This window comes from Porphyromonas vaginalis, assembly GCF_958301595.1.
Lineage (GTDB): Bacteria > Bacteroidota > Bacteroidia > Bacteroidales > Porphyromonadaceae > Porphyromonas > Porphyromonas vaginalis.
Window position 1 is genome coordinate 2,418,911 of the sequence record NZ_CATQJU010000001.1, and the last position, 25,912, is coordinate 2,444,822.

The 25,912-nt window shown below is 51.7% G+C and carries 14 protein-coding genes; all 14 read right to left on the reverse strand.

Annotated elements, in window-relative coordinates; translation table 11 throughout:
* Positions 1–111 precede the first annotated feature (111 nt).
* The 14 genes from Q2J34_RS09445 to Q2J34_RS09510 all read right to left on the reverse strand — a co-directional run bounded on the left by Q2J34_RS09445 (position 112) and on the right by Q2J34_RS09510 (position 25,877).
* Positions 112–1,950, reverse strand: a complete 1,839-nt coding sequence (locus tag Q2J34_RS09445) for a portal protein (RefSeq protein WP_300970082.1) — start codon at positions 1,948–1,950, stop codon at positions 112–114.
* Positions 1,951–2,554: 604 nt separating this feature from the next.
* Positions 2,555–17,227: a MuF-C-terminal domain-containing protein gene (locus tag Q2J34_RS09450; protein ID WP_300970083.1), complete on the reverse strand. Its 14,673-nt coding sequence runs from the start codon at positions 17,225–17,227 to the stop codon at positions 2,555–2,557.
* Positions 17,228–17,276: 49 nt separating this feature from the next.
* On the reverse strand, positions 17,277–19,316 hold the full coding sequence (locus Q2J34_RS09455) for a hypothetical protein (protein ID WP_300970084.1): 2,040 nt from the start codon (positions 19,314–19,316) through the stop codon (positions 17,277–17,279).
* A gap of 5 nt (positions 19,317–19,321) precedes the next feature.
* Positions 19,322–19,834, reverse strand: a complete 513-nt coding sequence (locus tag Q2J34_RS09460) for a hypothetical protein (protein ID WP_300970085.1) — start codon at positions 19,832–19,834, stop codon at positions 19,322–19,324.
* 279 nt (positions 19,835–20,113) lie between these two features.
* Positions 20,114–20,464, reverse strand: a complete 351-nt coding sequence (locus tag Q2J34_RS09465; RefSeq protein ID WP_300970086.1) for a VRR-NUC domain-containing protein — start codon at positions 20,462–20,464, stop codon at positions 20,114–20,116.
* A complete protein-coding gene (locus Q2J34_RS09470) occupies positions 20,461–20,769 on the reverse strand; it encodes a hypothetical protein (protein ID WP_300970087.1) in 309 nt (102 codons plus the stop codon). Before Q2J34_RS09470 ends, Q2J34_RS09465 begins: the two co-directional genes overlap by 4 nt.
* A gap of 122 nt (positions 20,770–20,891) precedes the next feature.
* Entirely contained in the window at positions 20,892–21,083 is a 192-nt protein-coding gene (locus Q2J34_RS09475) for a hypothetical protein (RefSeq protein ID WP_300970088.1), read from the reverse strand.
* Between the two features lie 231 nt (positions 21,084–21,314).
* Positions 21,315–21,923: a P-loop NTPase family protein gene (locus tag Q2J34_RS09480; protein ID WP_300970089.1), complete on the reverse strand. Its 609-nt coding sequence runs from the start codon at positions 21,921–21,923 to the stop codon at positions 21,315–21,317.
* The gene (locus tag Q2J34_RS09485; protein ID WP_300970090.1) at positions 21,898–23,019 is read right to left on the reverse strand and encodes a Lin1244/Lin1753 domain-containing protein; all 1,122 of its coding nucleotides are present in this window, start codon (positions 23,017–23,019) and stop codon (positions 21,898–21,900) included. Before Q2J34_RS09485 ends, Q2J34_RS09480 begins: the two co-directional genes overlap by 26 nt.
* A 20-nt stretch (positions 23,020–23,039) precedes the next feature.
* The gene (locus Q2J34_RS09490) at positions 23,040–23,330 is read right to left on the reverse strand and encodes a hypothetical protein (RefSeq protein WP_300970091.1); all 291 of its coding nucleotides are present in this window, start codon (positions 23,328–23,330) and stop codon (positions 23,040–23,042) included.
* Between the two features lie 139 nt (positions 23,331–23,469).
* Positions 23,470–23,664, reverse strand: coding sequence for a helix-turn-helix domain-containing protein (locus tag Q2J34_RS09495; RefSeq protein ID WP_300970092.1), 195 nt, complete (start codon positions 23,662–23,664; stop codon positions 23,470–23,472).
* 2 nt (positions 23,665–23,666) lie between these two features.
* Positions 23,667–24,104, reverse strand: a complete 438-nt coding sequence (locus tag Q2J34_RS09500) for a hypothetical protein (RefSeq protein WP_300970093.1) — start codon at positions 24,102–24,104, stop codon at positions 23,667–23,669.
* Between the two features lie 41 nt (positions 24,105–24,145).
* Entirely contained in the window at positions 24,146–25,078 is a 933-nt protein-coding gene (locus tag Q2J34_RS09505) for a hypothetical protein (protein ID WP_300970094.1), read from the reverse strand.
* A 157-nt stretch (positions 25,079–25,235) separates the two neighbouring features.
* A complete protein-coding gene (locus Q2J34_RS09510; RefSeq protein ID WP_300970095.1) occupies positions 25,236–25,877 on the reverse strand; it encodes an ERF family protein in 642 nt (213 codons plus the stop codon).
* Positions 25,878–25,912: the final 35 nt, after the last annotated feature.

The window sequence follows — 25,912 nt, forward strand, 5'->3', positions numbered from 1 at the left end:
TAGGCCTTAGACCTCCGATCCACTCCGATCCACTCCGATACCTCCGATTACTAAGCCCCCCTCTAATCTCTAATTTCTAACCTCTAACCTCTAACCTCTAACCTCTAATCTCTAATCTCTAACCTCTAATTTCTCTCCCTCTCCCCCCGCCATATTACGCTCTATCGACGCCAACAGCTTATCTGCATAACCCAGCGTACTATTCTCGATCAGCGTACGCACGTCTATAGCACCTGCACTAAACAGCTGCATCAAGAAGTCCTGCTGCATAGCTCGATACACAAGCGTACCGCTACTCTCCGTCAGCGACAGCGTAAAGTCCACATCTCGTATCAAGGATGGATCATACAGATTATAGTCCCCATCACCTCCCACCACACCGATATACCGAGGCTCATCATAGTACTGCATCACCAACTTCATATTCTTCAAATCACGAGACTCACGCAAACCCCTAAAGCTCTCCATCAGATCCGACAGCATAGCACTACTATTCTGAGACTGCGCTGCATACATAGCAAACGATTGATACCGATCATCACTACGCTGCCCCTGCAAAGCTCCACTCACACCCGACACATCATCAAACATACGGAGCTGTACGCTCAGCATATCATACACACCCGTATTGCTCGCATTCGATATCAACTGACTAGGTCCAGGCGCGCCAGCCTTAGCCCGATACATAATAATACCATTATGACGCTTCCACTCACTAGCTATATCATCGATACTCATACTGCTAGGTAGCGCATCCTCTGGCAAGAGCAGCACACCCTTAGCACTAGCCTTCTGTGTAAAGTCCTGCATCATCACCAAGCGATTGATATGACGCTGCACATCGATACTATCACTCACAAACGAACGTGCCACACCATTGTAAAACGGATAAACCTTCAGACTATACGGATGCCCTCGATGCTTGTACGGAGTCTCTCCCTCTGCCAATACATCCCCATACGGACTCATATAGCGATAGTACCAATAACGATCTATAATCCACTCAGCCTTGATCAACCGCACATCAGACACCCCCATAGCCTCTGCCTGAGCCTTGCGGCGTGCATTCTCCGCCAAAATTTCCTCCCAGTCACTAAGCTCCGCCAGATAGTAGCGCCCTCGCAAAGTATCGTGACAACGGATACGCTCCTTTGACTCCTTAGTCCAAACCTCTATCACACGACACAAACCACTATCCAACGGCCTATAGAAACTCAAATCCTCAACCTCCTCACCAAGCCACTGCTCCACACCACTACGCACCTCTTCGTCTAGACGCATACGATACACCTCCTTGATACGCCTAGCCTTACTCGGGTCACCCTTACTAAAAGCACTCAGCACATCACCCATACTCATATCATGCACCTCGCCAATCAACGTGATACCCTTACCACGTGGATCTTCCGTGTACCCCTCCACAAACAAGCGATTATAGTTAACCAAGTCAACCCACACATTAGACATATCAGCCTCATAGTCCCACGCATAGTACGACCGAAAGCACGCACACCCACTCACCACAAACATCTCCAGCGCACGCCTATCCAGCTCCCACAAGTTATTCGTCTGATACACATACTTCATCGTCTCAGTCATCACATCACTCAAATGCTCATCATTTTTCCTACGTGCCAAGCACACTGGCTCAGTACGCTGAGACGCAAACTGCCCCAAGATAGCACGAACCATAGGGGCTATACGATTATTCTTAAGCGGCACATTACCCTCACGCTCGATGATCTCACTCTCCTTCACAAACCGCCCAAACTCATCCAGCACACGATCACTCCACTGATCACCTCGAGCATAACGAGCACACCTATTAGCATTATCCCGAAACGTACGCATACTACTCCACGCACGCTCTGCACGTCGTAGCGTCGCCCAGTCCACATCATACGCACTACGACCCGACTTATTCAAACCCGCACTATCAAATACCTTCATATTATCCTCCTTATAGTATCACAACTCACATAGTAACTAGGTGCCTCACACGACACCACACGACACACTGCATCCTCTATTCCCATACCCAACGCCACCAAAGGCATAACCTCCATAACCAAATAAACAGCCCGATCATGCGCCACCGCACTCTTAAAGCTATCCAAATACTCCACACCACCCCGCAGATACCCACGCACGATCTCCACGCCCCTATCCACAGAAAGATAAAGACACGGAGCAGACTCTAGCATCACCTCTCCAAGCAACGCCTCACGACTCATACGACTAGCCACATCGCTCCCCAAGCGACGAACCACCCGATCGAAACTCCTACGCAAATCCCCCCTGCGACGATCCATATCTCTCACTTCACAAAGATAACCATATATTAGCCCCTAGAGATTAGAGATTAGAGGTTAGAGCCGTGACCGAGTCCTGTAGGGACGCTCGATCTGAGCGTCCGTTGTAGTACAGCCCCACGTCTACCCCTCTGTAGGGGCGGACCTATGTGTCCGCCCGCCCTCGTCCACACCCCACTGCGCCCTCCGATACCTCCGATACCTCCGAATCCCTCTAACCTCTAATCTCTAACCTCTAACCTCTAATCTCTAACCTCCATCATATACCCCTTTATCTCACTATACATCTCTGCCTCCACCTGCTGCAGCTCACCACGCCAAGCCCTATCCTCCTCATCTGTCAGCATACCTCGATGACTCTTATACTCCTTATACAGCTTATCAAAATCCTTAAACCACCCCTCCAGCATCTCATAGTCCACTCCCTTGCCATACTCCACAATAGACCGACTACGAGCATCATACTCACGCATACTCCTAGCACCCTCGAGAGACTCACGCATACCACGCTGCACCTTACTACGAGACTCCACCTCTCGGCGCAACTCCCAGAATCGCTCCTCGATACCACGACCTCGCAAACTATCATCATAGCGATAGAACCTATTCGTCACGGGACTAGCACTCACAGCACCACGTACCCCCTCAGCTGCCACTGCCCTATCCACCTGATCCAGCATCTGTACTATACCTCCGAAATACTGACTACACAGATAGCTATACACAAGTGGGTCACTCAGCGGAGACAACACACCATGACGCCACTCCGACACATACTTATCCTGACCGATACCATTGATCCACTTGCTCACCGATACCTGCCACTCAGGCGTATGCTTAGGCAAGCGCTTATACAACGGCAACGACTTATCCACATAACGACTCTCCCAGCGCAACGCCCCACCATAGAAATTCTGATTAGCCAGCAAATCCGTAATAGCCTGAATCTGTGCAGGTACAAAACCACGACCACCACGATACAGACTGCTACCCACCGACTCACCACGACGCTGACCCGCCACCATACCAGCCAGAGGACTAGCACCATTAGTCGGGTTGTACGCAACAATCTCGCCCATACTATCCATACTACCCAGCACAGCCTCCACAGCATCCTTCTTACCACTCACCAGACCATACAGCTCTTGACCCATACCATAGAACGCACGCATCTCTATCGCTAGTGGCACCTTCACATAGCTATCCTTATCCACCACAAAGCACATATTACTCTTACGCACCGCTGGATTGATAGCCCGATACACATCGCCATGATCATCATCCCCATCCTGTAGCGCTGCTACAGCATACCCCAGCACCATAAGACTAGCCACAACAGCACTACTGCCCCACGGATTCTCCACGGCCACACCATAAGCCAAGTTCATACCCTGCACACCCGCATTGAAAAACATCTGACAAGCACCTATCAACCGATACAAACCACTGCGCCCCGCACCCTTACGATTGAAGTTCACACTCACCTCCTTAGCATCACTGATAGACTCCGTAACGCTACGACCCATCTCACGACTCGTCACATACGTCGCAAAGCGTCCCCAGCTCTCGATCATCTCATTCGGACGAGCAAAGAGATTCAACACATCCTCACCCACACGCACAGCGCGAGCCTTACCGCCTGCGTCCAAAAGACTATTCACACGCCGACGTGCCTTATGCTCACTCAGCAAGCGCGCATAACCCGTCTGTCCACCATACCGCTTAAACTCATCCCAGTAAGCATCCACCTCTCTAGACACGCCAACACCCGTATGACCCTTACCCCATATACGACCCAAGATCAGTGGAGACACACGCAAGTAATTACGCATATAAGCTCGCGTGTACACACCCCCTCGCTTCAAGAAGTTAACCGCCAGACTCATCTGCGCATCTCGCAACAGATTCACAACCATAAAGCTCGGATTACGACTAGTCACGTTCTGAGCCATACCTCGTAGCAACCCCTTAGCAAACCGCTCCACATCTGTATCCTCGCCCACATTGATGCGATTCACAGCCTGAGCCAGATCAGGACGACCATTCACAAACACCAAATGCTCACGACCGCCTATCATAACCTTCACAACATGCTCTCCTAGAGAGCGTGCATCTGTCAGATAAGCCACACGAGCACCCCGCTCACGGATCAGCGTCACGGTACCATCTGCCAAACCCTCTCGCATACGATCCTCAAACTCCTCTACATCCTCCGACGCAAAGCTACTAGGATACAACGGAGTCAACAGCCCATCCTCACCCACACTATAATACTGACGACCCAAACTTGTGTAGTCACTCGGATAGTTACTCACCAACCCATAAAAAGCCTGCTTCTCCACATTGTGATACCCACCAATCACTGCACTACGTATCTTACGATACATAGCCAAGAGAGGTCTATCAGGACGTGACACACGACCCTTAGCGCGCTGGATAGGTTGCACAAAGCCCCCCACATGATCATGCATATACTCATAGTCACCACGTGACTCCTCAGCAAAGCCCTGCATAGGCACATACCACTCATACATACCACTCACAGCCTCATAAGCCTCCTGAGACATCATACCACAATCACGCCACACAACTAGGATCGCATCATTCACAGCTCGCACAGCCTTCCACAGCTCCTCCACAGACAACCCACGACTACGCATAGCCTCCTCAAACTGCTCCACCAAATCCGCAACACCCTCCACACCGTCTAGCAACTCATGACCCGCAAAGTGTTCTGGTATATCCTCTCCAAGCTGAGTCTCATAAGCATACTCCAGCTCTGCCTCCTTAGCCTTATACTTAGCCTCAGCCTTACGTCGCTCACTTGAATCCAACCACAAAGGATCATCCGCATGCTTTGCATCTAGCTTAGCCAACCTTTGCTCCACACCTCGCTGACGCATATAAGCATTACGCTCTGGCGCATGCTTAGCAAAGAGATAGTCATCCAGCTGTTCACCCGTCAAGCCTAGCCGACGAGACACCTCTCTAAGCTTCTTTGCCAGCTCACGATACACACCACCCTCCAGTTCCTCAATCTTACTCGTAGCTCGACTACTCGTCTGATTATATCGCATCCACACACTACGTGACCCCTCCACAGGACGACCTGAGAGCGCACCCACACGCTCCTCATACACACGGATAGGATTAGTAGCATCAACCCATTCTGTCTTAACACGCTCACGACGCTGCACCAGCGAGTTGTCCATCACTCCACTCAACCCCCACATCACGCCACCAGCATCTAGAGACACAGACTGACCATAACGCTCTCGGAGACGCTCCATACGTCCCACAAAAGCTCGCTCCGTAGGAGACAGCTTACGACCCATCAGCTCAGCATCAGCCTCTCGACGACGACGATAACGACGCTTCCGCACGCCTCGCTCCACGACATCACTAGCCGTCTCCTCTGCACTTCCAGACTGCGCCTCCCGATCGCTCTGATGGCTCCGATCGCTCTGATCGCTCTGATTTTCGCGCTCCGATTCTTTGGGATTCTCAAATTCTTTTACTACCTTTGTAGCTACAGAAAGCTCTTGATTATATGTAGCACTCGCAATTGGAGCGAGAGAGCTTATATAGTTGAGGGCTTTCTCTTTGTTTATGTACTTAGCATAGCCCTCTGCAAGCCAATGGACTACACGACTAGAGGACTTGCCATAAACACTTGATACGATATTAAATTCCACATCTGGACCCCTACCAATACGAATAGCAACAAGAACTTGCTTATCGTCCAAACGTAGCTCCGTAAGAATAGCTCTCGAGCCATCGCCCTGCGTATCAAACACCCCGATAGGATTTGCCACTGCTCTCGGCAAGTCTCGCAAGTCTCGCACATCAAAACCATGCTTATGAGCCTTCTTTATCAGCTTATTGCCATACAGCACCAATGCCTTATCAGCCACACCTGCCCCAAGCAAGACACCACTAGGACGACCCAGCGACAAGCGTACACCATTCGCATTATCCTCTGTCAGCCTATCCAGCTCTGAGTTAAAGCGATCATTCACAGCCTCTAGCTCGGACTCTTCACCACCCTCCACACGCCTATACCGCACGCCACTAGAGTCACCCCCTTCAATTGATAGCATCGCTTCACTGAGCAAGCGCCCAGACTCATAGGATAATTCAACTCCTTTTATTAACTTTGCCAGTGATATAGAGTTGTTGGTCAGCGTCTGTGACATTTCTCCTTGAGATGTTGCGGGCTTCGGGGCTAGCAACTCTATTTCACTTATATCATAGCTATGTAGCCGATTGCCAACATCTTCGTCACGATACACACGAACAGTCGTCTTAACCCTGTAGGAGATACCGCCATAACGCACTGCTCCATACAATCGCTGCACCTTATCAATATTCTCATCTCCCTCATTCCCTGCATAGCGAATGCCATCGGGGCTCTTCACCCGATCTCCATGCTCCTCCAAAAGCACAGATGACCTCACTACATCCACCAGGCGTGGAAGCAAATCCATATACGCCTGACGATACGCTAGAGGCTCATTCCCTATTTGATTATATAGCTTACGACGGGTCTTCTTACTAATCCTTAAGGCACCGACTCCTTCAGGAGTATCATATTCATCTATTCGATCGGGCAATCCAACTATAGCCCGCATAGCATCTCCATACGAAAGACCAACAGTAGCTATAGGGACAACTTCAACGCTACTATTCAATGGTAGCGAGGACACTCGCAACTTACTATCCCCTGAGACTGATTCTAGACGCTCCATTCTGTTTGTCCGCCGATACCTACGCCCATTCACAGCCTCTAGCTCGGACTCTTCGCCAGCCTCTACTCGCCTAAAACGTACTCGCTTGTTCTGCTCCTCGTCTGTAAACTTCGTATAGAAGTCCCCACTATTCTCCTGCTTACGCTCTTCTACAAAGCCCCCCACAACTTCATCAAAAGACCTATTAGCCTGACGCGACTGCTCCTGCTCAGCATACGACACTACCAAATCATCGTAGTACTGCTCCAATCCCTCTAGACGCTTATCCACATCTGCTATATCTCTAGTCAGATCAGATATACGACCCTCTGCACGCTCCACAGCACCCACCTTACGCTCCAATCGCGCCTTAGCTCGCTCTGCCTTCTCTCGCTCCTTCTTGATCAGACTCTTCTGACTAGATACCTCCCAAGAGCTATACCGACCCATATTAGCCGCAAGACCCGTCTCTATCGAGTCAGCCCTAGACTGACTCTCATTATAAGTCGTCAACGCATCTGACAAGACAGACTGCTCCGCAACGAGAGTCTCGCGCTCATGTTGTAGCTCCTTACGCTTCTCGGCCGTCGCAAAGCTCGCCCTAGACTTAGGATCACGAATCAAGTCCATCTTAAGCTCCTCTGCATCGATATCTCCCACATCAACTACATCCGCATCGGCGCGCATAGCCTCCTCATACAGACGCTGCTTAGTCTGCAACTTCTGAAGCATAAAGACATCCGCACTATCCTCCGTAAGCATATAGTTCACACGCAGATGATGCCACTGATTGCCCTGACGCCAGCAGCGACCCTCCACCTGTATCAACTGAGTAAAGTTCCACGGAAGAGACAGAATATACAGATCCGTAGCATTACGCTGTAGGTTCACTCCCTCCTTAATAGCAGGTGAGCCTAGCACAACCTTAATCTGACCATCATTAAAGCCCTTCTGAATACGTCCACGCTCAGAGATACTCGTCTTACCACTCAAGATAACAACCTCATCCTCCTTATAACCCACCTCGCGTATCAAGTACTCACGAAGCAAATCAAAATACTCTATACCCAGCTCCGAGTAGATCAATTGACCCGAACTATCATTCCCTCGCTTACTCTCAGCAACCAGACGCATCGTCGCTAAGAGCTTAGGACTACCCTCGACAAACTCCTTGTAATTCCTAGCTGTGAAACCACTCGCACCAGACGCATAAGGCGAGAAAGCTATCAAACGAGCATGACCTATACCCGCTAGCTTCTGCTTGTCATCTGTCAGCATAACGCTCAGGGCTGTCATAGCATCACGAGTCATATCATTCTGCGGTACCTTATACTCCTTGACGTGACGCTCGGGACGTACCAAGTTCGGATTATCCTCTACACCCTTGACATCGACAAACTCCCGAAGCAGATTATTAAAGACCGCATTGTTCTTAAAGCGTCGCACAGCCATACGCTCCGTCACAGCACCATCGGCTCCAATCTCCAAGTCTGGCTCTGCCTCCATAAACGTCTCAAAGAACTGCTCCACACGATAGAACCCTAGCTCCTTCAGACGATCATTAGCCACTAGTGACAACACAGAGTAATACTCCAAAGGCTTATTCGTAAACGGCGTAGCACTCAGCAACACAACATTACGACCACTATTCTGAGACTGTATCCACTGAGCAGCTAGCCACGTCTTGATACCCAAATCACTCGTACGCTGACTCTGACTCCTAAAGTCTGACGCTACATTCTTATCCAAACGAACCTTACCAACGATATGATTCGCATTGTGAACCTCGTCAAAGACCATATAGTCAAAGCCCAAATCCTCAAAGCTATACTCCTGCCTAGCTCCACGCATCATACGTCCCACCAGTCGATCCACCTGAGCCCTCTTCTTTTCCCTAGCACGAGCACTCGACTGATGATCCTTCAGGTCTTCCTGGATATAGGTGAACTCACCTGCCATACGATCATAAGTCTCATCCTTAAAGCCCATACGCTTAAGACCCTCGTACGTAACCAAGGTTATCTCACCCTCACCAACAGAAAAGTCCGTCAAGTCATAGCTAGCACCTAGATTCCCCAACACATTAATCTTAGCCTCAGGTAAAGCCTCATAAATAGTCTCTACCCACTGCTCCAAGATACTATCATTAGGACACACAATAAGCGGTCGCTTAGCATGTCCTCGCGTCATAGCCTCATGAGCTGACAACACACCACTCAGCGTCTTACCAAATCCCACCTCATGCGCCAAAACGCCAACACCCCGCATCGACATACGACCCACACCTGCCAGCTGGACACTCGTCAGCTGTAAGGGCTTACCATGGAAGTTCTTATTGATCTGACTAAACATAGGCACACCAGTATAGTCAGGAGTGTAAGTACCATTGTAAGCACGATTGAACTTACGCTCCACCTCCTGCTGCTCACTCTCAGTCAGCTCATGCTCCAAGAAATCTCGGAACAGACGATCACCCACATCCTTACGACGACGACGCTCAGCCGCATTCTCCGCCTTATCACCTCCCCTGACAGGTCTATTCTCAATATACGATCGAACCTCCCACTTGCTAGAACGACCAAACGCATCATACGGTAATTCCTCCACATACCCCAAAAAGCGATCCTTAAGAGACACACCACCCACAGCACCCATCTCATCACTCACTGGTAGTATCAGAGACTTGACAAACTCAACATTCGGCGTCAAGTAAATATGTCCCAAATCCTTATATGAAGGTAGTACAGCCTCAAGTAAAGCCTTCTGACCCAAATACTGGTTCTCCTCAATCTGACCCAATGCATGCAACAGCTCCAGATTTTCAAGCCTAGCATAGATATTCCCTGAGCAATAGTAAAACCGATGCATCCACCGACCATCTCCCACATAGCACGCCACAGACGGGTGCGCCTCGGGATGTGCTAAGTAACCTCCCAAGTCACAATCCGCAAACGCAGACATCTCCTCCTCGGTAAACCTCTTGAGAAACTGATCACTAGCATTGATCACCTCATCACCCTTCGACAGAGTGTACTTAATCTGACCACGCTTTATCTTCGGCAACCCACTCCCCTTTCTCTTCCCCTTTTCCTTTACCTTACTCTTATCCTTTTCCTCAACTCCACTCTTTTCCTCAACTGCGTTTGCTTCGTCCTTTCCCTCACCAGTCTCTCCCTTAGCTACACCACCTTCCTCAGACGTGTAACCCTCTGTAGGGGCGGACCTATGTGTCCGCCCGTCCTCATCAAGACCAGACGTGTCCTGTAGGGACGCTCGGTCTGAGCGTCCGTCCCCGTCAAAGCGAGACGTGTTGTCACTAGCACTAGCACCACTAGTATCACTAGAGGCACTAGACACACCCGCATCCGATTCTGGTGTCACATCGCCACTCACCCTCCTTTTCGCAATATCATTGAGACCCGTTAAGTAATCTACAAAGTCATACTCAGCCTTCGTAACTTGATGACCCACCTTGCGATCCCCATCATTCCACTCCCAAACCCTATAAACGCCTGAGGCTCCTCGAGGAGAGAAACTCATCTCTCCTGGCACCACATTATCGTGAAGAACACCTTTCACATCACCACCACGCCAGCGCCTCACCCAATAGTCCACAAGGGGTTCGTCATCTAGACGGCCCTCACGAGCAAGAAAACTATCCAGCTCTTCAACAGCTCTATGAACCTCCTCATCGCTCTTACCCTGACTATGCAGATAGTCCAAGAAACCTAGATAGTGACCATTCTTCTCCTTAAACCACTCACTACCATACGACCTGTCCACATCTGATTCATTAGACACAGACTGTTCGCTATCACTTGTCGCAACCTCACCACCCGACTGCGCATCCGATTGCTCCGACACCTCCGAAGACTTAGAAGTTACTGCGCCCTCTGATTGCTCCGATTTCTGCGCCTCCGTCTCCTGCAGCACCTCAGACTTATCACTCCACGCTACATACTCCTCCTCACGACCATAGCGATTCTTGCGAGTACCCAACTCACCTAGCACATGATCAGGATGAGACTCAAAGTAATTATGAGATCCCTCACCCTTGTACTTAGAATCCTTACGCAAGACAACAACATCTGTACCCACATCAGTCCCCGCAAAGACCCCATTAGGCAACCTATACGCCACCTCAATACGCCAACCACGCTCTACCTTATGACGATTTAACCAACCACTAGGAAGAACCATTGCCAAGACACCACCCTCGCGCAGCAAGTCCAACGAACGCTTGACAAAATAATCCTCATACCTAGCTATCCCAGGCTCCTCACCCAATCCTCTGTACTTACCTCGATGATCTCCATACGGAGGATTACCAAGCACCAGGTCATACTCTCCCATAGACTCAGGCTTACGCTTACCGCCTCGCTCGTCCATAAAGAGAGACTCAAAAGGTGCTATACGGACATTAGCCTCAGGGTGCAACACCTTAGCTATACGTGCCGAGATCTCATTAACCTCGTAAGCCCGAATCAACGCTGAGCGATTAGCCAGCTTAGGGATGCCATCCAAGAAATTTCCAACACCTACACTAGGCTCTAAAATCAACGCAGGACGTTTGGCATCACCTATCTCCGGCAAACCATCTAAAACACGCTTCACAAAAGAGACCACACCCCTAGGCGTGTAGTACTCATCTAGCACCCCACGACCACTCTTAGCGACACCACCACTCCTATAGCCAGACACAGCACGCCTCAGCTCATCTGTTACATCTCCTGTCAGGACAACCTGCCCATCGACAACATCAGTAACAGACGAGACTAGCTCTGCTATCTCAGCATTGCTATAACGCTTATTATCCTCTACAGATCTAGAGCCACGACCATCACTAGTCGCACTAGAACCATCACCCGCCCCTAAATCCTCTTTACCAGCAGACCAGCCTACTCCTCCATGCCCAAATCTAGATTCATGTTCTGAGCCGCCGACAGCATCGTCCCCCCGCTCAGCTTCGCTATCTGATCTAGACGAGCCACGATGTCCCGCCGTGTGTAACCCTTCGTCAGAAGACGTTGCAGGTTCGGGTACTCCGCTAGTCGTATCCCCTCCTTGTTCAGTTTCGCTACTGCCCAAAAGTCCTCCAGTACCCACTCCATCAGAGGCTCCCGAGGCTCCTTCGCTAGAACCTTCAGTATCCCCACCGTTAGATAAGGTAGACACTCCCGAGGCAACATCGTCTCCTCCTGACTGCTCTGGTAGCGAACCTTCATTATCAGCTCCGCCTTCTCTGGCGTCATCGCCATCTTCTCTTCTTCTATCATCTTGATTTTGATCTATTACTGGTTTTGATTCCGAGGATTTACCATCCGAGGTCTCACTCCCCGATGCATCCGCTTCGCTAAGATACGCATTTCCCCCTTGATCATTCGACACCTCCGATTCTTTGGGATTCTCAAATTCTTTTACTACCTTTGTAGCTACAGAAAGCTCTTGATTATATGTAGCACTCGCAATTGGAGCGAGAGAGCTTATATAGTTGAGGGCTTTCTCTTTGTTTATGTACTTAGCATAGCCCTCTGCAAGCCAATGGACTACACGACTAGAGGACTTGCCATAAACACTTGATACGATATTAAATTCCACATCTGGACCCCTACCAATACGAATAGCAACAAGAACTTGCTTATCGTCCAAACGTAGCTCCGTAAGAATAGCTCTCGAGCCATCGCCCTGCGTATCAAACACCCCGATAGGATTTGCCACTGCTCTCGGCAAGTCTCGTAAGTCATGCACGTCAAACCCATGCTTATGAGCCTTCTTTATCAGCTTGTTGCCATACAGCACCAACACCTTATCTGCCACTCCTGCCCCCAGCAAAACTCCACTAGGACGACCCAGCGACAAGCGTACACCATTCGCATTATCCTCTGTTAGCCTATCCAGCTCTGAGTTAAAGCGATCATTCACCTCAGAAAGCTCTTCACCACGCTCCGCAACCTCCACGGCATCACCCGCCAGCATATCTCCCTCCTCGGCTCTTTGACTCACTGCGCCCTCCGATCGCTCAGATTGTTGCGCTTGCACCTCAGACTCTTTCGCCTTCGATCCTCGCGCTTTTTTATTCCCGACGCTTTTACTACCTTTGCCTTTAGAAGGAGATGTTGTGGAAGAGTACTCGTTAGTATTCCTGTCCTCAGTCATAGTACTAGACGAGCCGGGCTTGGCAGGTAGGCCGTCTCTCGATACGGGTACAGATCCACCCTCTCCTGTTGGCGAGTTAGACGTACCGCTGGAAAGGGCTCCAGCCTCCTCAGGCGAGTCAGTCGATTCTGAGGGCATGATGAGGGGTTGCCCGTCCTCACCTCTAGTAGTCTCGCCTTGAGAGCTGTCAGGAAGAGCAGAAAGGGCTGCTGCTGCTTCTTCAGAAGTCTGTGTGAGGTCTTGCCCACCCTCGCTGACAGAACTCTCTCTTAGAGAAGGAGCTTTCTCGGTAGAGTTCCCGCTGAGGCTCGCAGGGCTACCTGGATATCCAACCTGCGTTGTCATATCCTCTTGGCTCTCGGTAGCAGGGTCAATGCCTAATGCGGGTACGGCAGAATCGAGAGGCTCCTTCTTGTCTAACTGCTCATCACCCTCAATCAAATCCCTACCCACAGACACAGGACTATCAGACCCATCAGGCAAAACCATATACAAGTCTGCGTCCACAACACCCACAACCTCGCCACCACGTACCTCACCACTAGACTCATCTCGCCAGCGAATACGACTACCCACACCTACACTCCCCGACGGGTTGTCCTCCGTAGGGGCTGACCTGCGTGTCCGCCCGCCCTCGTCACTAGCACCACTAGAGCCACTACCCCCATTAGCACCACCAGCACCACTAGGATCACTAGACCCACTAGACCCACTAGACCCACTAGAGTTACTAAAGCCACTAGCACCACCAGCTCCTCCAGCTCCCGAAGGTGCTGACGGCTCAGATGGCTCAGACGGTGCAGACGGATTAGATGGTGCAGACGGATTAGATGGTGCTGACGGATTAGATGGTGCTGACGGCTCCGATTCATCCGATACACGCGCTCCCGATTCTCTCTCCTCCTGCATCGCTCGCACACCACGGCTCAGCATCATACGGATATCACCATCACTCACCTTGAGCGACAACCCCAAGCCGTCCAGCAATTGCCTAAAGCCTGACACTATACGAGCCCAAACACCTGGATTACTATAAGTCTCTGCCTGATGAGCTATATACTCACTCGCCAAGTCGCTACTACTCAACCCAGGATACAAGTCTGCTATCTCCTCACGATCACGATCACTCATCGACTCCCACACACTATCGAAGTAATCATACAGCGCCTCTCTATCAAAAAGCGCAGCCAAACCCCTATGACCAACCACCTCGTGAAGCACAGAACGCTCCACACTCTTACGACTAACACCATCACTGAGGATCACAACCTCACCACTGCGCTCATCATACCATGCACGCTCACTACCATCTAGCTCCATACCCTCACCCGCTGCCTCCTCACGAGACATAACACGCCAAGGCACCTCGACACCCAGCCTACCCATCACATCACGCACCACGCCCTCCACATCATCTCGTGACAGCTCCACGACACCTTGCTCGTACGCATCCATCATACCGCTCACAGCCTGCATACGACCCTCCATATCTGCCACAACCTTAGCCTGCACGCCTTGATCTACAACATCACGACCCAGCACACGAGCTACACGCACATCATCAGAGTGAACCTGCTCACGCCCATCAGCGCCACGCACCACAACAGCTCCTCCCGAACCGTCCTCAAGACACACCTTACCATCACGCACAGCTCCTGACACCAAGTAACCCTTAGCATCATTAGGACCATACGTAACCTCCACAATCTCATAGTCCACAACATCACCCGCATCATCACGATGCGCCAGCACCTTACCATGCGCCCACTCATCCTCTAAGACCGCACGCCTACGAGACTCCAAGTCAGACTCCAGCTTACCACGAGCCTCCTCTATTTCAGCCTCAGACGCACCCACAAGCATCTCTCGAGACATCCAGTTAGACACATACCATATCTCAGCTCCCACACGACGAGCCTCACCCTCCAAGCTTAGACGCTCCTCAACACCCAGCGACTCATCTCTCAGACGAGACACAACCTCCTCCAGCTTAGTATGCCTGCTCAGTAATTCATCCTCCAGCTCCACATAAGAGCACTCACGCAACCGTCCTTGAAGAGCATCCACATCACCACCTTGCGCACGTAGACTCTCAGCAGAGCGTCGCACAGCCCCATTAACCTGACCCAAACGAGCGGTAGACCCCACAGCACCTATACCGCCAAAAGCAACCTGCATAGGTAGCAACGCCACAGCCGTCTGCTCCATACCCGACAAACTCCACACATCGCTCATCGACTGATCACCTATCGTCAATGCATTAGCACTGCCTCCAAGCTGCTCCTCCACAAACTCCTCACCAAGATTGCCCACACGAGTCATCTCTCGCATAGGTGCCAGCGTCCTCTTTGCGCCCGTATAGAAACGTCCCACAGCACGAGCCGACGGACGACTACCCAGCTTAGCAGCTAGCTCTCCCACAGCTCCACCCACAGCCTTACCCACACCACTCTTCGCCAACGGCTTAAACACAGCACGACCTGCCAAGCCCAAGCCCTTCATAACAGGCTCACCAAGCGTCTCACTAACCACCTCAATCGTCTGACTACCCAGTGCCTTAGCAAACGCAACCCCACGACTCTGCTCTGCACCCTCACGACGACCGCCAAAACCAACCGTGTCATCACGACGACCAGCAGAAGCTCCAGAAGCACTAGAAACAACAGAAGCACCACGCTCACCCCCATCAAGACGCTCAGCTACAAGCCTACCATGCATACGCTCCTCTGCGTCTCCTGCCACACGGGGCGCCTCAATAATCAGCGTACCAGCTATCTGTCCAGGAGCCTTCTTAAGCCACTCACCCAGATACCGACGCACAGCTCCCTTCACAGCTCCCTTTGCAGCTTCCTTAGCACCCGCCTTAGCTGCACCTCCTGCAGCACCTCGTGCAGCACTACTCAAGCCACCGCCCAGCACCATATCGCGAACGAAAGGCAACGCCTCCGCAGTCACACGACCTGCACCACTCCAATTATCCCCCAGTTGTTCCTCGTAAAACGCCCGATACGTATCGCGCACCGCCACCGCATCCAGCAGATTCCGCTCAGCCTGTGACAACCCCTCACGACCCACCTTCTCAAACCGCTTCAAAGCTTCAGTAATAGCCAGCGAAGTCGTCAGATCCTCCATACCGAAGTCCAGCAACTTCAGTCCCCCATCCATATCGTCCGCAAACGTCTTGCCCATACGGCTCAGCCACCCATCCTTGCCAGACACAACACGCTCCACAAGACGAGCATCTTTCTGATAGCTATCCAGCACATCCTTAGTAGCCAAGATGGCACGCTCATCAGCAGTCACACCCACCGTATTCCGCGCCACACCAAGCCCCACTGCCATAGGATTACCAGCTGCAGCAGCACCCGCTATCAATGCGCTACCTAGAGCCGTCTCGCCAGGCATACGACCACCAGCTGCAGCCTTCTTGCGAGTCATCGCCACATACTGCCCCGCCGTCTCCCTCGCAATACGATCCATCTGAGCCCCAAAGACATCTCGCTCTCCACCCTCCTCAGACTTACGATAAGACCACTCAGACCCACCGATACCACGACCCCTACCACCAAAAGTAAAGTCCCCACCACCAAGCGTCTGTAACATCTTAGCACCCTTATCCTCTCCTCTACCCGACAGCACATCAACCGTCCTACTACCCCAAGGACGACCCAGCCACACACCACTAGGCGTATCCGACAAACGAGCCAACTCCAGCCCCTTCTTACGAGGATCTAGCGGACTATGAGGCACACGCTCCACTTCAGGCTTTAGCACCACATCTTCCCCAAGCAACCCCTTCGTAGGGGCGGACCTATGTGTCCGCCCGTCACCGTCCGCCCGTCCCCGCAAGACTGCGCCACCCGATGGCTCAGATAGCTCTATTCGCTCCGACTCCTCAGCCTTCCGCCGCTCTCTACGACCCTCTTCAATCTCCCAAATATCTCCTATCTCCCCCTCTCTTCCACGCTCCTGAACACCCTGCTGATACAAACCCCACACACGACCACCTCGCTTACTCTTTGGCTCTGGCATATCTCTTCTAACTTCTAATCTCTAACCTCTAAAATCTAACCTCTAATTTCTAAAGGCTACTAGCTACCTCATCCATAAACTTATCCACACGACCCACCGCATTATCACCCACACCAGCATACATCTCAGACTCATACACCTGATACATCTCACCAACTGACACATCACACGCATTCGCATCCGCCACAATCGACTTAGCCATCAGCCCTGCTATACGCTTGCGATCACCATCGCTAATACCTCGCACCACAGCACCACGCACAGGTGACACCGTCTCCTCCATAACACGCGTCAGAGCCTCACCATCACCATACGACACAGACCGAGACAGCAAGAAGCCACGACTAGTCATAGCCAGCCCAGCATACAGATCATCCATCTTACCCTCCTTGCGCACCATACGCAACAAATCAGACGTACTAGCACCTCCTGTAGGCAAACCCATCTGCGCAGCATAGGTCCGCACATACACAGGATTCTTCTTAATCAGCCAACCAGCATTACTACGACCATACCTAATCGCCGACTCCCTAAACTCCTTCTCATTCCCCTCTGGAACCAACAGCTCATGATTCCAGCTATTCTTACCCCACACATCAAAAAACACACTACGACCTCCACCACGACTACCGCCACGACCCCCACGAACAGCCCCTCTGCCAGACCCGCCACCACGTGCCTGAGGATTCAACCGACGAGCCTGCAAAGCCCTGCGAGCCTTACGATCTTCCTGACGCTCCTTAAACTCCTTATCCCAATGATCATCCCTAACCTTATCCCGATCAGCACGATACTTCTTCTCCTCTTCCTCCCTAGCACGCCTAGCACGCTCAGCTCGCTCAGCCTTTGCGCCCGCAAGATCATCACGAGCATCCTGAAGCTCCACAGCCCTGGCACGATCCTCACGCCCCTGCACCTTCCCCAGCGCATCACGCTCCAATCCCTCAGCAAGCCTATACTCACTATCCAGCCGAGACAACTCACGAGTCAGCATCTGGTCATACCGAGCAGTACCCAAACCACGCTCCAACGTATAAGCATTACGATCAGCACCGTAAGCATCTATAGCATTAGCCACCATATCAGCCAAACTAACCATAGACCGCCACGCAGCACCCTTACGCCTATACGCCTCACGCTTACGCTGCACCTCACGAGGATCTTCCACGCCACGCATCAGAGCATTGTAAAACGTCTCATCGCGCAACCCCTCCACAACACGCTCCACAGCACGAGCCTTACGCTCACGAGCCACCTCCACATCATCCATAGGCTCCAGCGACACACCCCCACCAGCCTCGGCACCAGCCCCAGCACCGCTATCGCCACCCACCTGCGTCTCCGTCCCCTCACCTGAGCTGTTAGTGCTTCCCGACTGCCCCGCCACTGCGCCACCCGATGACTCCGTTACTGCGCCCTCCGACTGCCCATTCGTCCCCACACTATCGCCAATACTCACTGCGCCTTCCGATGGCTCTGATCGCTCCGATGGCTCTGATACCTCAGATCCCTGCGCCTCAGATCCTTGCGCCTCAGATCCCTGCGCCTCAGATCCTTGCGCTCCAGCCACAGGCGTCTCCGCCCGCTGACTCTGACGATAACCATCGATCACCTTAGCCCAGTCCACCACACCCATACTCTTAGTCGGCAACCCACCACCCTGAGTACCTACAACCTCCTGACCACCAGCTCCAGCTCCAGCACCAGCACCACCAGCACCTATCAGAGGCACACGCACGCCACCACCCGCAGGCACACCTCCACTCACACCCGCTCCTACCCCCGTCACACCACCACCCGACTGCCCATTCGCCCCCACACCATCGACACGCTCACTTACTACGCCACCCGATGGCTCACGATTTGTAGGGGCGGACCTACGTGTCCGCCCGTCACCCTCCGTAGGGGCGGACCTACGTGTCCGCCCGTCCTCGGCCACACCAGACTGCGCACTCTGATTGCTCTGATTGCTCCGATAGCTCTGATTGCTCTGATTCTCGCCTGCGCCATCCGACTCTTGCGCTTGTGCACCCGTCACATCAGCTCCAGGCATCTCCTGGTCATGCTTATCCAATGACTCCAATATCATAACTCCTACACCTTTTTTTGATCCTTCTTATCCTTATCGTCCCCTGAGCCACCCACACCAGCCAGCACATTATCAGCCACACTACCCACAGCATCTGCAACACCCTTCAGCGCATTATTAGCAGCCACAGCATGCGACCGAGCCATACTATCATGCATACCACTCATCGTATTAGCGTAGTGCGTACGCTGAGCCTGCCAACGAGCCAACGCATTATCCTTAACACGCTGACCCAAAGCTCCGATACGAGACACAGCATCACCATACGCCCCAGCACGAGCTCCAGCCATCTGAGCCTGAGACTCAGCCGTCGCTCCACTCACCAAAGCACGCTGCCTATCCCTACGACCGCCATCACTCATCTCCCTACGAGCACGCTCCAAAACCTGAGCCGCATCACTACGAGACAAAACAGACGAGTTAGACTCACGCAGATAATCAGCCCTAGCCGCATTCAGCAAGTCACGCTGCACACCTCTAGCACGCTCAGCCTCACGAGCCGACGCACGCTTACTCACTATCGCACTTATACCATTACCCAGAAGACTAAGTCCCCCCAAAACACCTCCTACAATCGCCGTAACAGACATAATCAATTCATTCTATAATCTCCCACGAATGTACCACCAACCAACCACCCCACGCCCTACATTTTCCCATAAAAGAAGTTAGAGATTAGAAGTTAGATATTAGACCTCAGAGACGTGTAACCCTTCGTAGGGGCGGACCTATGTGTCCGCCCGCCCTCAAAGCAAGACAGCACCCTCCGATTCACTCTAATCTCTAACTTCTAACCTCTAACCTCTAACCTCTAAATACCCCCGCACAACACCCTCAAAATCCTCAAACGACCGACAAACAGCATACCTATACCCCTCACCCACCACAGCACGCTCAAAAGCCTTCTGACTCTCAGACTGCCTACCTCGCTCAGTCTTCATTTCAATGAACAGCCCGTGCCACGCACCACAAGCACGAGCCACAAACAAATCAGCCACGCCAGGCAAAACACCCTCAGCCTTAAGTATCGCCCCCGTCACCGCATTACGCTTACCACCGTTAGGGATAGCATACACAACCACGTCAGGATACTGATAACGAACCCACCTCACACACGCCTGCTGCAAGCGACTCTCCGCATTATTCATCTCAGTACTCGGATCAGTTTATAGACTCCTATTGCCCCTGCACCTACAACCACCAGCGCACCAATAGCCGTCAGCCACCTACGCCACCACGGCTGTCGCTTAGGCGCTGGCTGTACCACCAGCTCCCTCGGTATCGACACCGTATCCACCCGCACAACCGTATCCGTAGCACTCCGATACCGAGTACGCCACTTAACCACATTCACAAGCACCGTATCACCACGCTCAGCAATACGCACCGTATCAGCAAAATGTACACTATCACGCTCCACACGCACAGACTCCCGCTCGTGATAGTAATGCACAGGCACATAGCGACTTCCACAACCCACACAAACCACCACACACACCCCAACAAACACACCCCGCCACGTCCCAACACGCCTCATCTCGTCTTTCATTCTTTATTATCCTCTTATTCACCACATTACGGATTCCACACATTACGATCCTTCAAAATCTTGGTCACCTGCTTAGCACTATACCTAGTCCGATGCACAGCTGCACTCACACTAGCCGAGTGACTCAGCCAGCAACGATTATACTCATACACATGCACCACCATATCAGGGCCACCACCCAGGAGCATACGCTCACGCTCCGCAAATTCACTTTCCATACGCCTCAGACGCTTATCACTCAACTCATCACCCATACCTCACACGCGCTCGCTAACCTCTACATAAGATTACGATAATAGCTATCACACCAGCTAACACTAGCTCATCAGCCACATAGTCCAGTACAATCAGGAGGAATAGCACCAGCATAGTAACACCCGCAAAGAAGTCAACAAAGACCTGCTCCGCTCGTTCCATTAGTCCATTCATACATCCCACACACCCGCTCGCTAACGTCTATACGACGCTCCCGTATAGCTGATCACAGCAAACATCTCATTGAATCTGTCCGCAATCCTATCACCATACTTCTGTCTCACTTCAGATGGCTCCAGATTAGTCGTCACAAGCGTCGTCAACCGCTGGTTATAGCGATACTCCAGCAGTTCCGTAATCGGACTAGTCACATTGCCAAACTTCATCACCTCCGTAGGCTCCCTGCCAAGGTCGTCCAGACAGAGTAGCGGTGTCGTTTGGTAGAATTTCAGCACCCCCGTTTTATCAGGTATCTGCGCTATCTCCTTAGCCTCCACAAGGTAATTCCCGACACGCTGACCCATACGGTTGTAGTAGGTGTTGTTTAGCAACTGCACCACCGACTGCACAGCTCGCATCATCGTCGTCTTACCATTACCGCACGTACCAGCTAGAAGCACCCCAAACTTGTGACCACCACTCGTCAGCGTCTCAGCAACCAGCCGTAAGTTGCGCACAGTCATCTCATCATACTGCACCACCCCACCACGGCTCTCCACCTGAGCCTCAAAAGCTCCTCGGATATAAACCTCTGCATCAGCTGCACTCATCGGCAACTTAAAAGCGTCCGTCCCACTGTTCAAAACTTTCAGCTGGCGCAACGCGGCCTTCACACCCTCGGCGTCTAGCATACCTGTCTGTTCCATTGTTTCTCTCATTTGCATTGTTATCATCCTTGTAGTTCCCCTCCAAGACCTTACGCCAATTCGTATCATCAGCGATCAACCAGTCAAAGGTTACGACCCATCGACCCTTATCACCTCGCAGCAGCGCAGAGCCCAGTATCTCCGCCTCCAGCTTGCTCAGCGTCTCGCCCAGGCTCCCTCTCGGACTCTTCGTACGCCACTCAGCAATACGATCCATCAGCTTATACCGACGTGTCCTCGTCAGCTCACCAACCACAGGCATACGACCACGAGCTATATTCATGTTCCACCAGCTCGTCACCACCGAAAAGTCTCCCATAGTAGCCTGCGAGAAACGCTCCTCCTCGGGATAGTCCACCTCCAGCTCGCTTTCTTTTTTAGCGCAACTTTTTTCTTTCTCTGCGCCAGCAGAGATGTTTGCTGAGAGGGCTTTCACTTCACCACCTACCGCCTCCCCAAAATTTTTCTTTGCGCTCTCCTCGTGCGGGCGCGCGCATTGACCGCGCTTTGCGCTTTCTTTTGGGGGGATTATAGGGGGGTATATTTCTTTTTCTTCTTTAGGGGGTGTGGGGGAACTTTCTTCGTTTTCTTTATGGGGGGAAGAAAGGGGTACCTTTTCTTGTCCATACAATTGTATTTCATCTGTACATACATTTGTATATACATTTGTATCTACACTTGTATCTCGCTTATCCCACCGCTTCTGTATCGCCTGCCTACGCTTCTCAGAGATACGAGCTTGCTTATCCATGTCCTTAGAGAGACGCTTGGAGTAGTAACGCTTGCCATCATCGGCAAAGGCAAATAGCCCAAAGTCCTCGACAATCTGCTTGATAAGTCCTGCACTGACACGGAGTTCAAAGGCTATCTCATTATAATCTTTGGAGCCCATGTGATCTGTGCGGTCTCGTAGTATCTCTATGATACCCCAATAGAGCCCGTACCCTTCCCAGCCCAGCCTCAGACGCAAGGCGAGAAGCTTCTCATCTTGTCGTGCGTTGCTGTCGTGCTTGATTTGATTAGGTCGTGCCATACTAAAGTACCTTACATCGCTCAGCGTGCCACACGCTTAATATCATAATGCTCCTCGGTCGTATCCTCACTAGACTCTAGCATCTGACCGATAGCCTCCATAGTACTATAGATACCCTTCAGGATAGCCTCGCGAAACTGGCTGTCATAAGCCACCGCCAAGCCCAGCGTACTACCCACCTCATACTTACGTCCGAAGTAAGACACACACGTCTTACCACCTTCACCCGTCAGCAAGATAGCCACACGGCCATCCTCTGCACCCTCGCCTTGCCAAGCCGACAAAGCCTCATTGATATCTTCTAGTCTCATATTCATTACTTATTATGCAATAGCTACAGGGGGCGGGGAGAAAAAAGCAATCCAGAAAAAAGCCCTCTTTAAGCCAATACAGGCACCCCCCAAAGCTATCAACTACACAGGTACAACACACTCATTTTTTCCCAATACTCTAGACCAACCTGTAAGAGGCAAAGCGCTTACCACCCTCCTCTACAATCGTCGTCTCAATATCTAGACCCGCATCTCGCAAGTCCCAGATACGAGCACCTAGACGAAAGCAGCCATACAGCTTCAACGCCTCCCGTGGCGTGATACTTCGACCACTCTCCAGGTGCTCACGTATCTGTCTCGTCTGTGACATCATACTCATAACCATTGCTTATTACGATTCACCTCCTGCTCCAGCTCAAAAAGCCCATCACGATCACTGCTAGACGGCAAGTAAATACCAGCCACCTGCGCCGACCAATTGCGAAAGCGCTCTATCGACAGCGTCATCTCCTCGACAGTCAAGGCACTACTACTGCGCAGGTACTCCTTATGACCGCTCAGCTTACTATCGCAAGTACGCACATAGAGATCTCCATTAGCAGCGCGCTTGTAGTAGTCACGCTTCACGCTTTCTAAGTCCTCACCCACCTGAATCGCAAAGTAGCCCAGCAAGAGATGCAGGTAACTATTTTGGGACGTCGTCCGCCTCTGACCCACACGCTTCAGCTCCACCACATCACCACGCTCCAAGTGATAAGACACCTTAACCTCGAACGAAGTCCGCTGCAACTCGCTATGTAGGTCGTAAATCATCGTCCTTGTAGTTTGTCTAGCTAACAGCTAACAGCCAACGGCTAACGGCTAAACGTCACTCTAAGCATCGCCTTACGCTCCGTCTCGGTTACGTACTGCTTGTAGATGTCGGGCTGCTCCGACTCTAGCTTCTTGCTGTCTAGTCGCTTAGTCGTAGAGGCGGGAGTGTAGGTTACTTTGGTACCGTCATCAGCTGTAAAGCTCTTGGTGCCCTTAGCTTCCATATCGGACTGTAGTTGCTCCTCTAGTGGAGTCAGTACTGCCTCTATATTGCTTATCATAGCCTTCAGACCCGCTATCTCCCTGCGAGCCTCGATCACACTCTTGATCAGAGACTCACCACTAGGTAGCGGAGCCTCATAAGTCTCACCAGCACGCCACAGCTCGATGATATGCTCCACCTCCTCAGCACTATGACGAGGCACTTCCACCAGCTTTGCCTCCTCACCACGCAGCCAGATAGCGTATAGTTTACCAGCCACAAGACCAGGATTCTGTAGCTCAAACATATAAGCGTAGATGCTCAGCTGCCACGACACATACCCCTCATTCAGCGCATACGTAGTCTTAATGTCGTACAGATTATACTGATCGTCCACACAGTCTATAGAGCTAGCCACCAGCCACTCATCATTACTCACCAGATACTCATTAGCGATCATTTTGATACCATGCGTATCCTTCAGAGACTTATAGTTGTCCACCTCTGCCTGATAGCGATCATCTCCCTCTTGAGGCTCCGTAGCCACACAGTCAGTAGCCTGACACAATTCATGGATACGAGTACCGCGCGCAGCTGCACGAGCCAGCACCTCCTCAGGCACACCATCATACTCATTGGGATAGACCACACCCTTCAGGATGCCCGTCACACCACTATACTTCGTCGTCTCAAAGTCCGCACCAACCACAAAGTAGTCATGCGCCACCGCGTCAAACGTCACAGGCGATTGTTTCAATTCTTTCTTTGCCATTTTTCTTGTACCATTTTGGAGGGCGGAAAATAGTCCTGGGACTTTCATCCGATAGTCCTGGGACTTTTGTTCGATACTCCTAGGACTATTTTCTATCCTTTAGCCAATAGCCAACAGCTAACAGCCAAAAGCCATCACACACCCTCCTGATTACTCATTACTTATTACATTCATCCAGCTTAGCACCCTCCAGCTTATCACGCAGCTCCGAGCAATACGCCTTCACCTGCGGATGCTCACGCAGACCCTGAGGCAACTCCCCAAAAGCCTTGTACAGCTCCGTAACAGTCTTAGACCCCTCCAGTTTCTGACGCATCTCAGCCGTCAGGGCGGGCTCAGCGGGCTGTTGGCCATTAGCCTTTGGCTGTTGGCTCTTAGCTGTCGCCTGCTTGCTGTTGGCTCCTTCCTTAGTCGCCTTAGTGTACTCGTCCGTGTCCGCATCCTTCGTATCGTCGATCGCAAATAGACCGTTCAATGCGTATTTCCTCGCATACGAGGAAGCGGAGCCTGTCATCTGTGACCCGTCCATTTTGCCCCTGACCAAGTCCTCACGAGCGTACGCTCTGTTCGTCACCTGCTCGCCCCGTTGATTGGTCAACGTGGCGGTGGCGCATACGTAGTACCGCTCACCGATAAGTACTATTTCGTCACCTACCACGAGAGACGTGTGTGTCTCTGCGAGGAGAGGCTTCAACGCCTCGAAGATGTCCTCCAGCGAGCGATACTTAAATCCGCCGAAGCTATTGTACTGCCCCTTAGGAGCCTTTAGCCTTGCTTGTATTATCTGTAGTTCCTGCATAATGTTTGGTTGTTTGGTTGTTTATTTACTCTGTT

Coding starts and splice junctions, on each gene's coding strand:
- Q2J34_RS09445 (WP_300970082.1), bottom strand. CDS start 1,950: ATGAAGGTATTTGATAGTGCGGGTTTGAATAAGTCGGGTCGTAGTGCG.
- Q2J34_RS09450 (WP_300970083.1), bottom strand. CDS start 17,227: ATGCCAGAGCCAAAGAGTAAGCGAGGTGGTCGTGTGTGGGGTTTGTAT.
- Q2J34_RS09455 (WP_300970084.1), bottom strand. CDS start 19,316: ATGATATTGGAGTCATTGGATAAGCATGACCAGGAGATGCCTGGAGCT.
- Q2J34_RS09465 (WP_300970086.1), bottom strand. CDS start 20,464: ATGAATAATGCGGAGAGTCGCTTGCAGCAGGCGTGTGTGAGGTGGGTT.
- Q2J34_RS09475 (WP_300970088.1), bottom strand. CDS start 21,083: ATGGAAAGTGAATTTGCGGAGCGTGAGCGTATGCTCCTGGGTGGTGGC.
- Q2J34_RS09485 (WP_300970090.1), bottom strand. CDS start 23,019: ATGGCACGACCTAATCAAATCAAGCACGACAGCAACGCACGACAAGAT.
- Q2J34_RS09490 (WP_300970091.1), bottom strand. CDS start 23,330: ATGAGACTAGAAGATATCAATGAGGCTTTGTCGGCTTGGCAAGGCGAG.
- Q2J34_RS09495 (WP_300970092.1), bottom strand. CDS start 23,664: ATGATGTCACAGACGAGACAGATACGTGAGCACCTGGAGAGTGGTCGA.
- Q2J34_RS09500 (WP_300970093.1), bottom strand. CDS start 24,104: ATGATTTACGACCTACATAGCGAGTTGCAGCGGACTTCGTTCGAGGTT.
- Q2J34_RS09505 (WP_300970094.1), bottom strand. CDS start 25,078: ATGGCAAAGAAAGAATTGAAACAATCGCCTGTGACGTTTGACGCGGTG.
- Q2J34_RS09510 (WP_300970095.1), bottom strand. CDS start 25,877: ATGCAGGAACTACAGATAATACAAGCAAGGCTAAAGGCTCCTAAGGGG.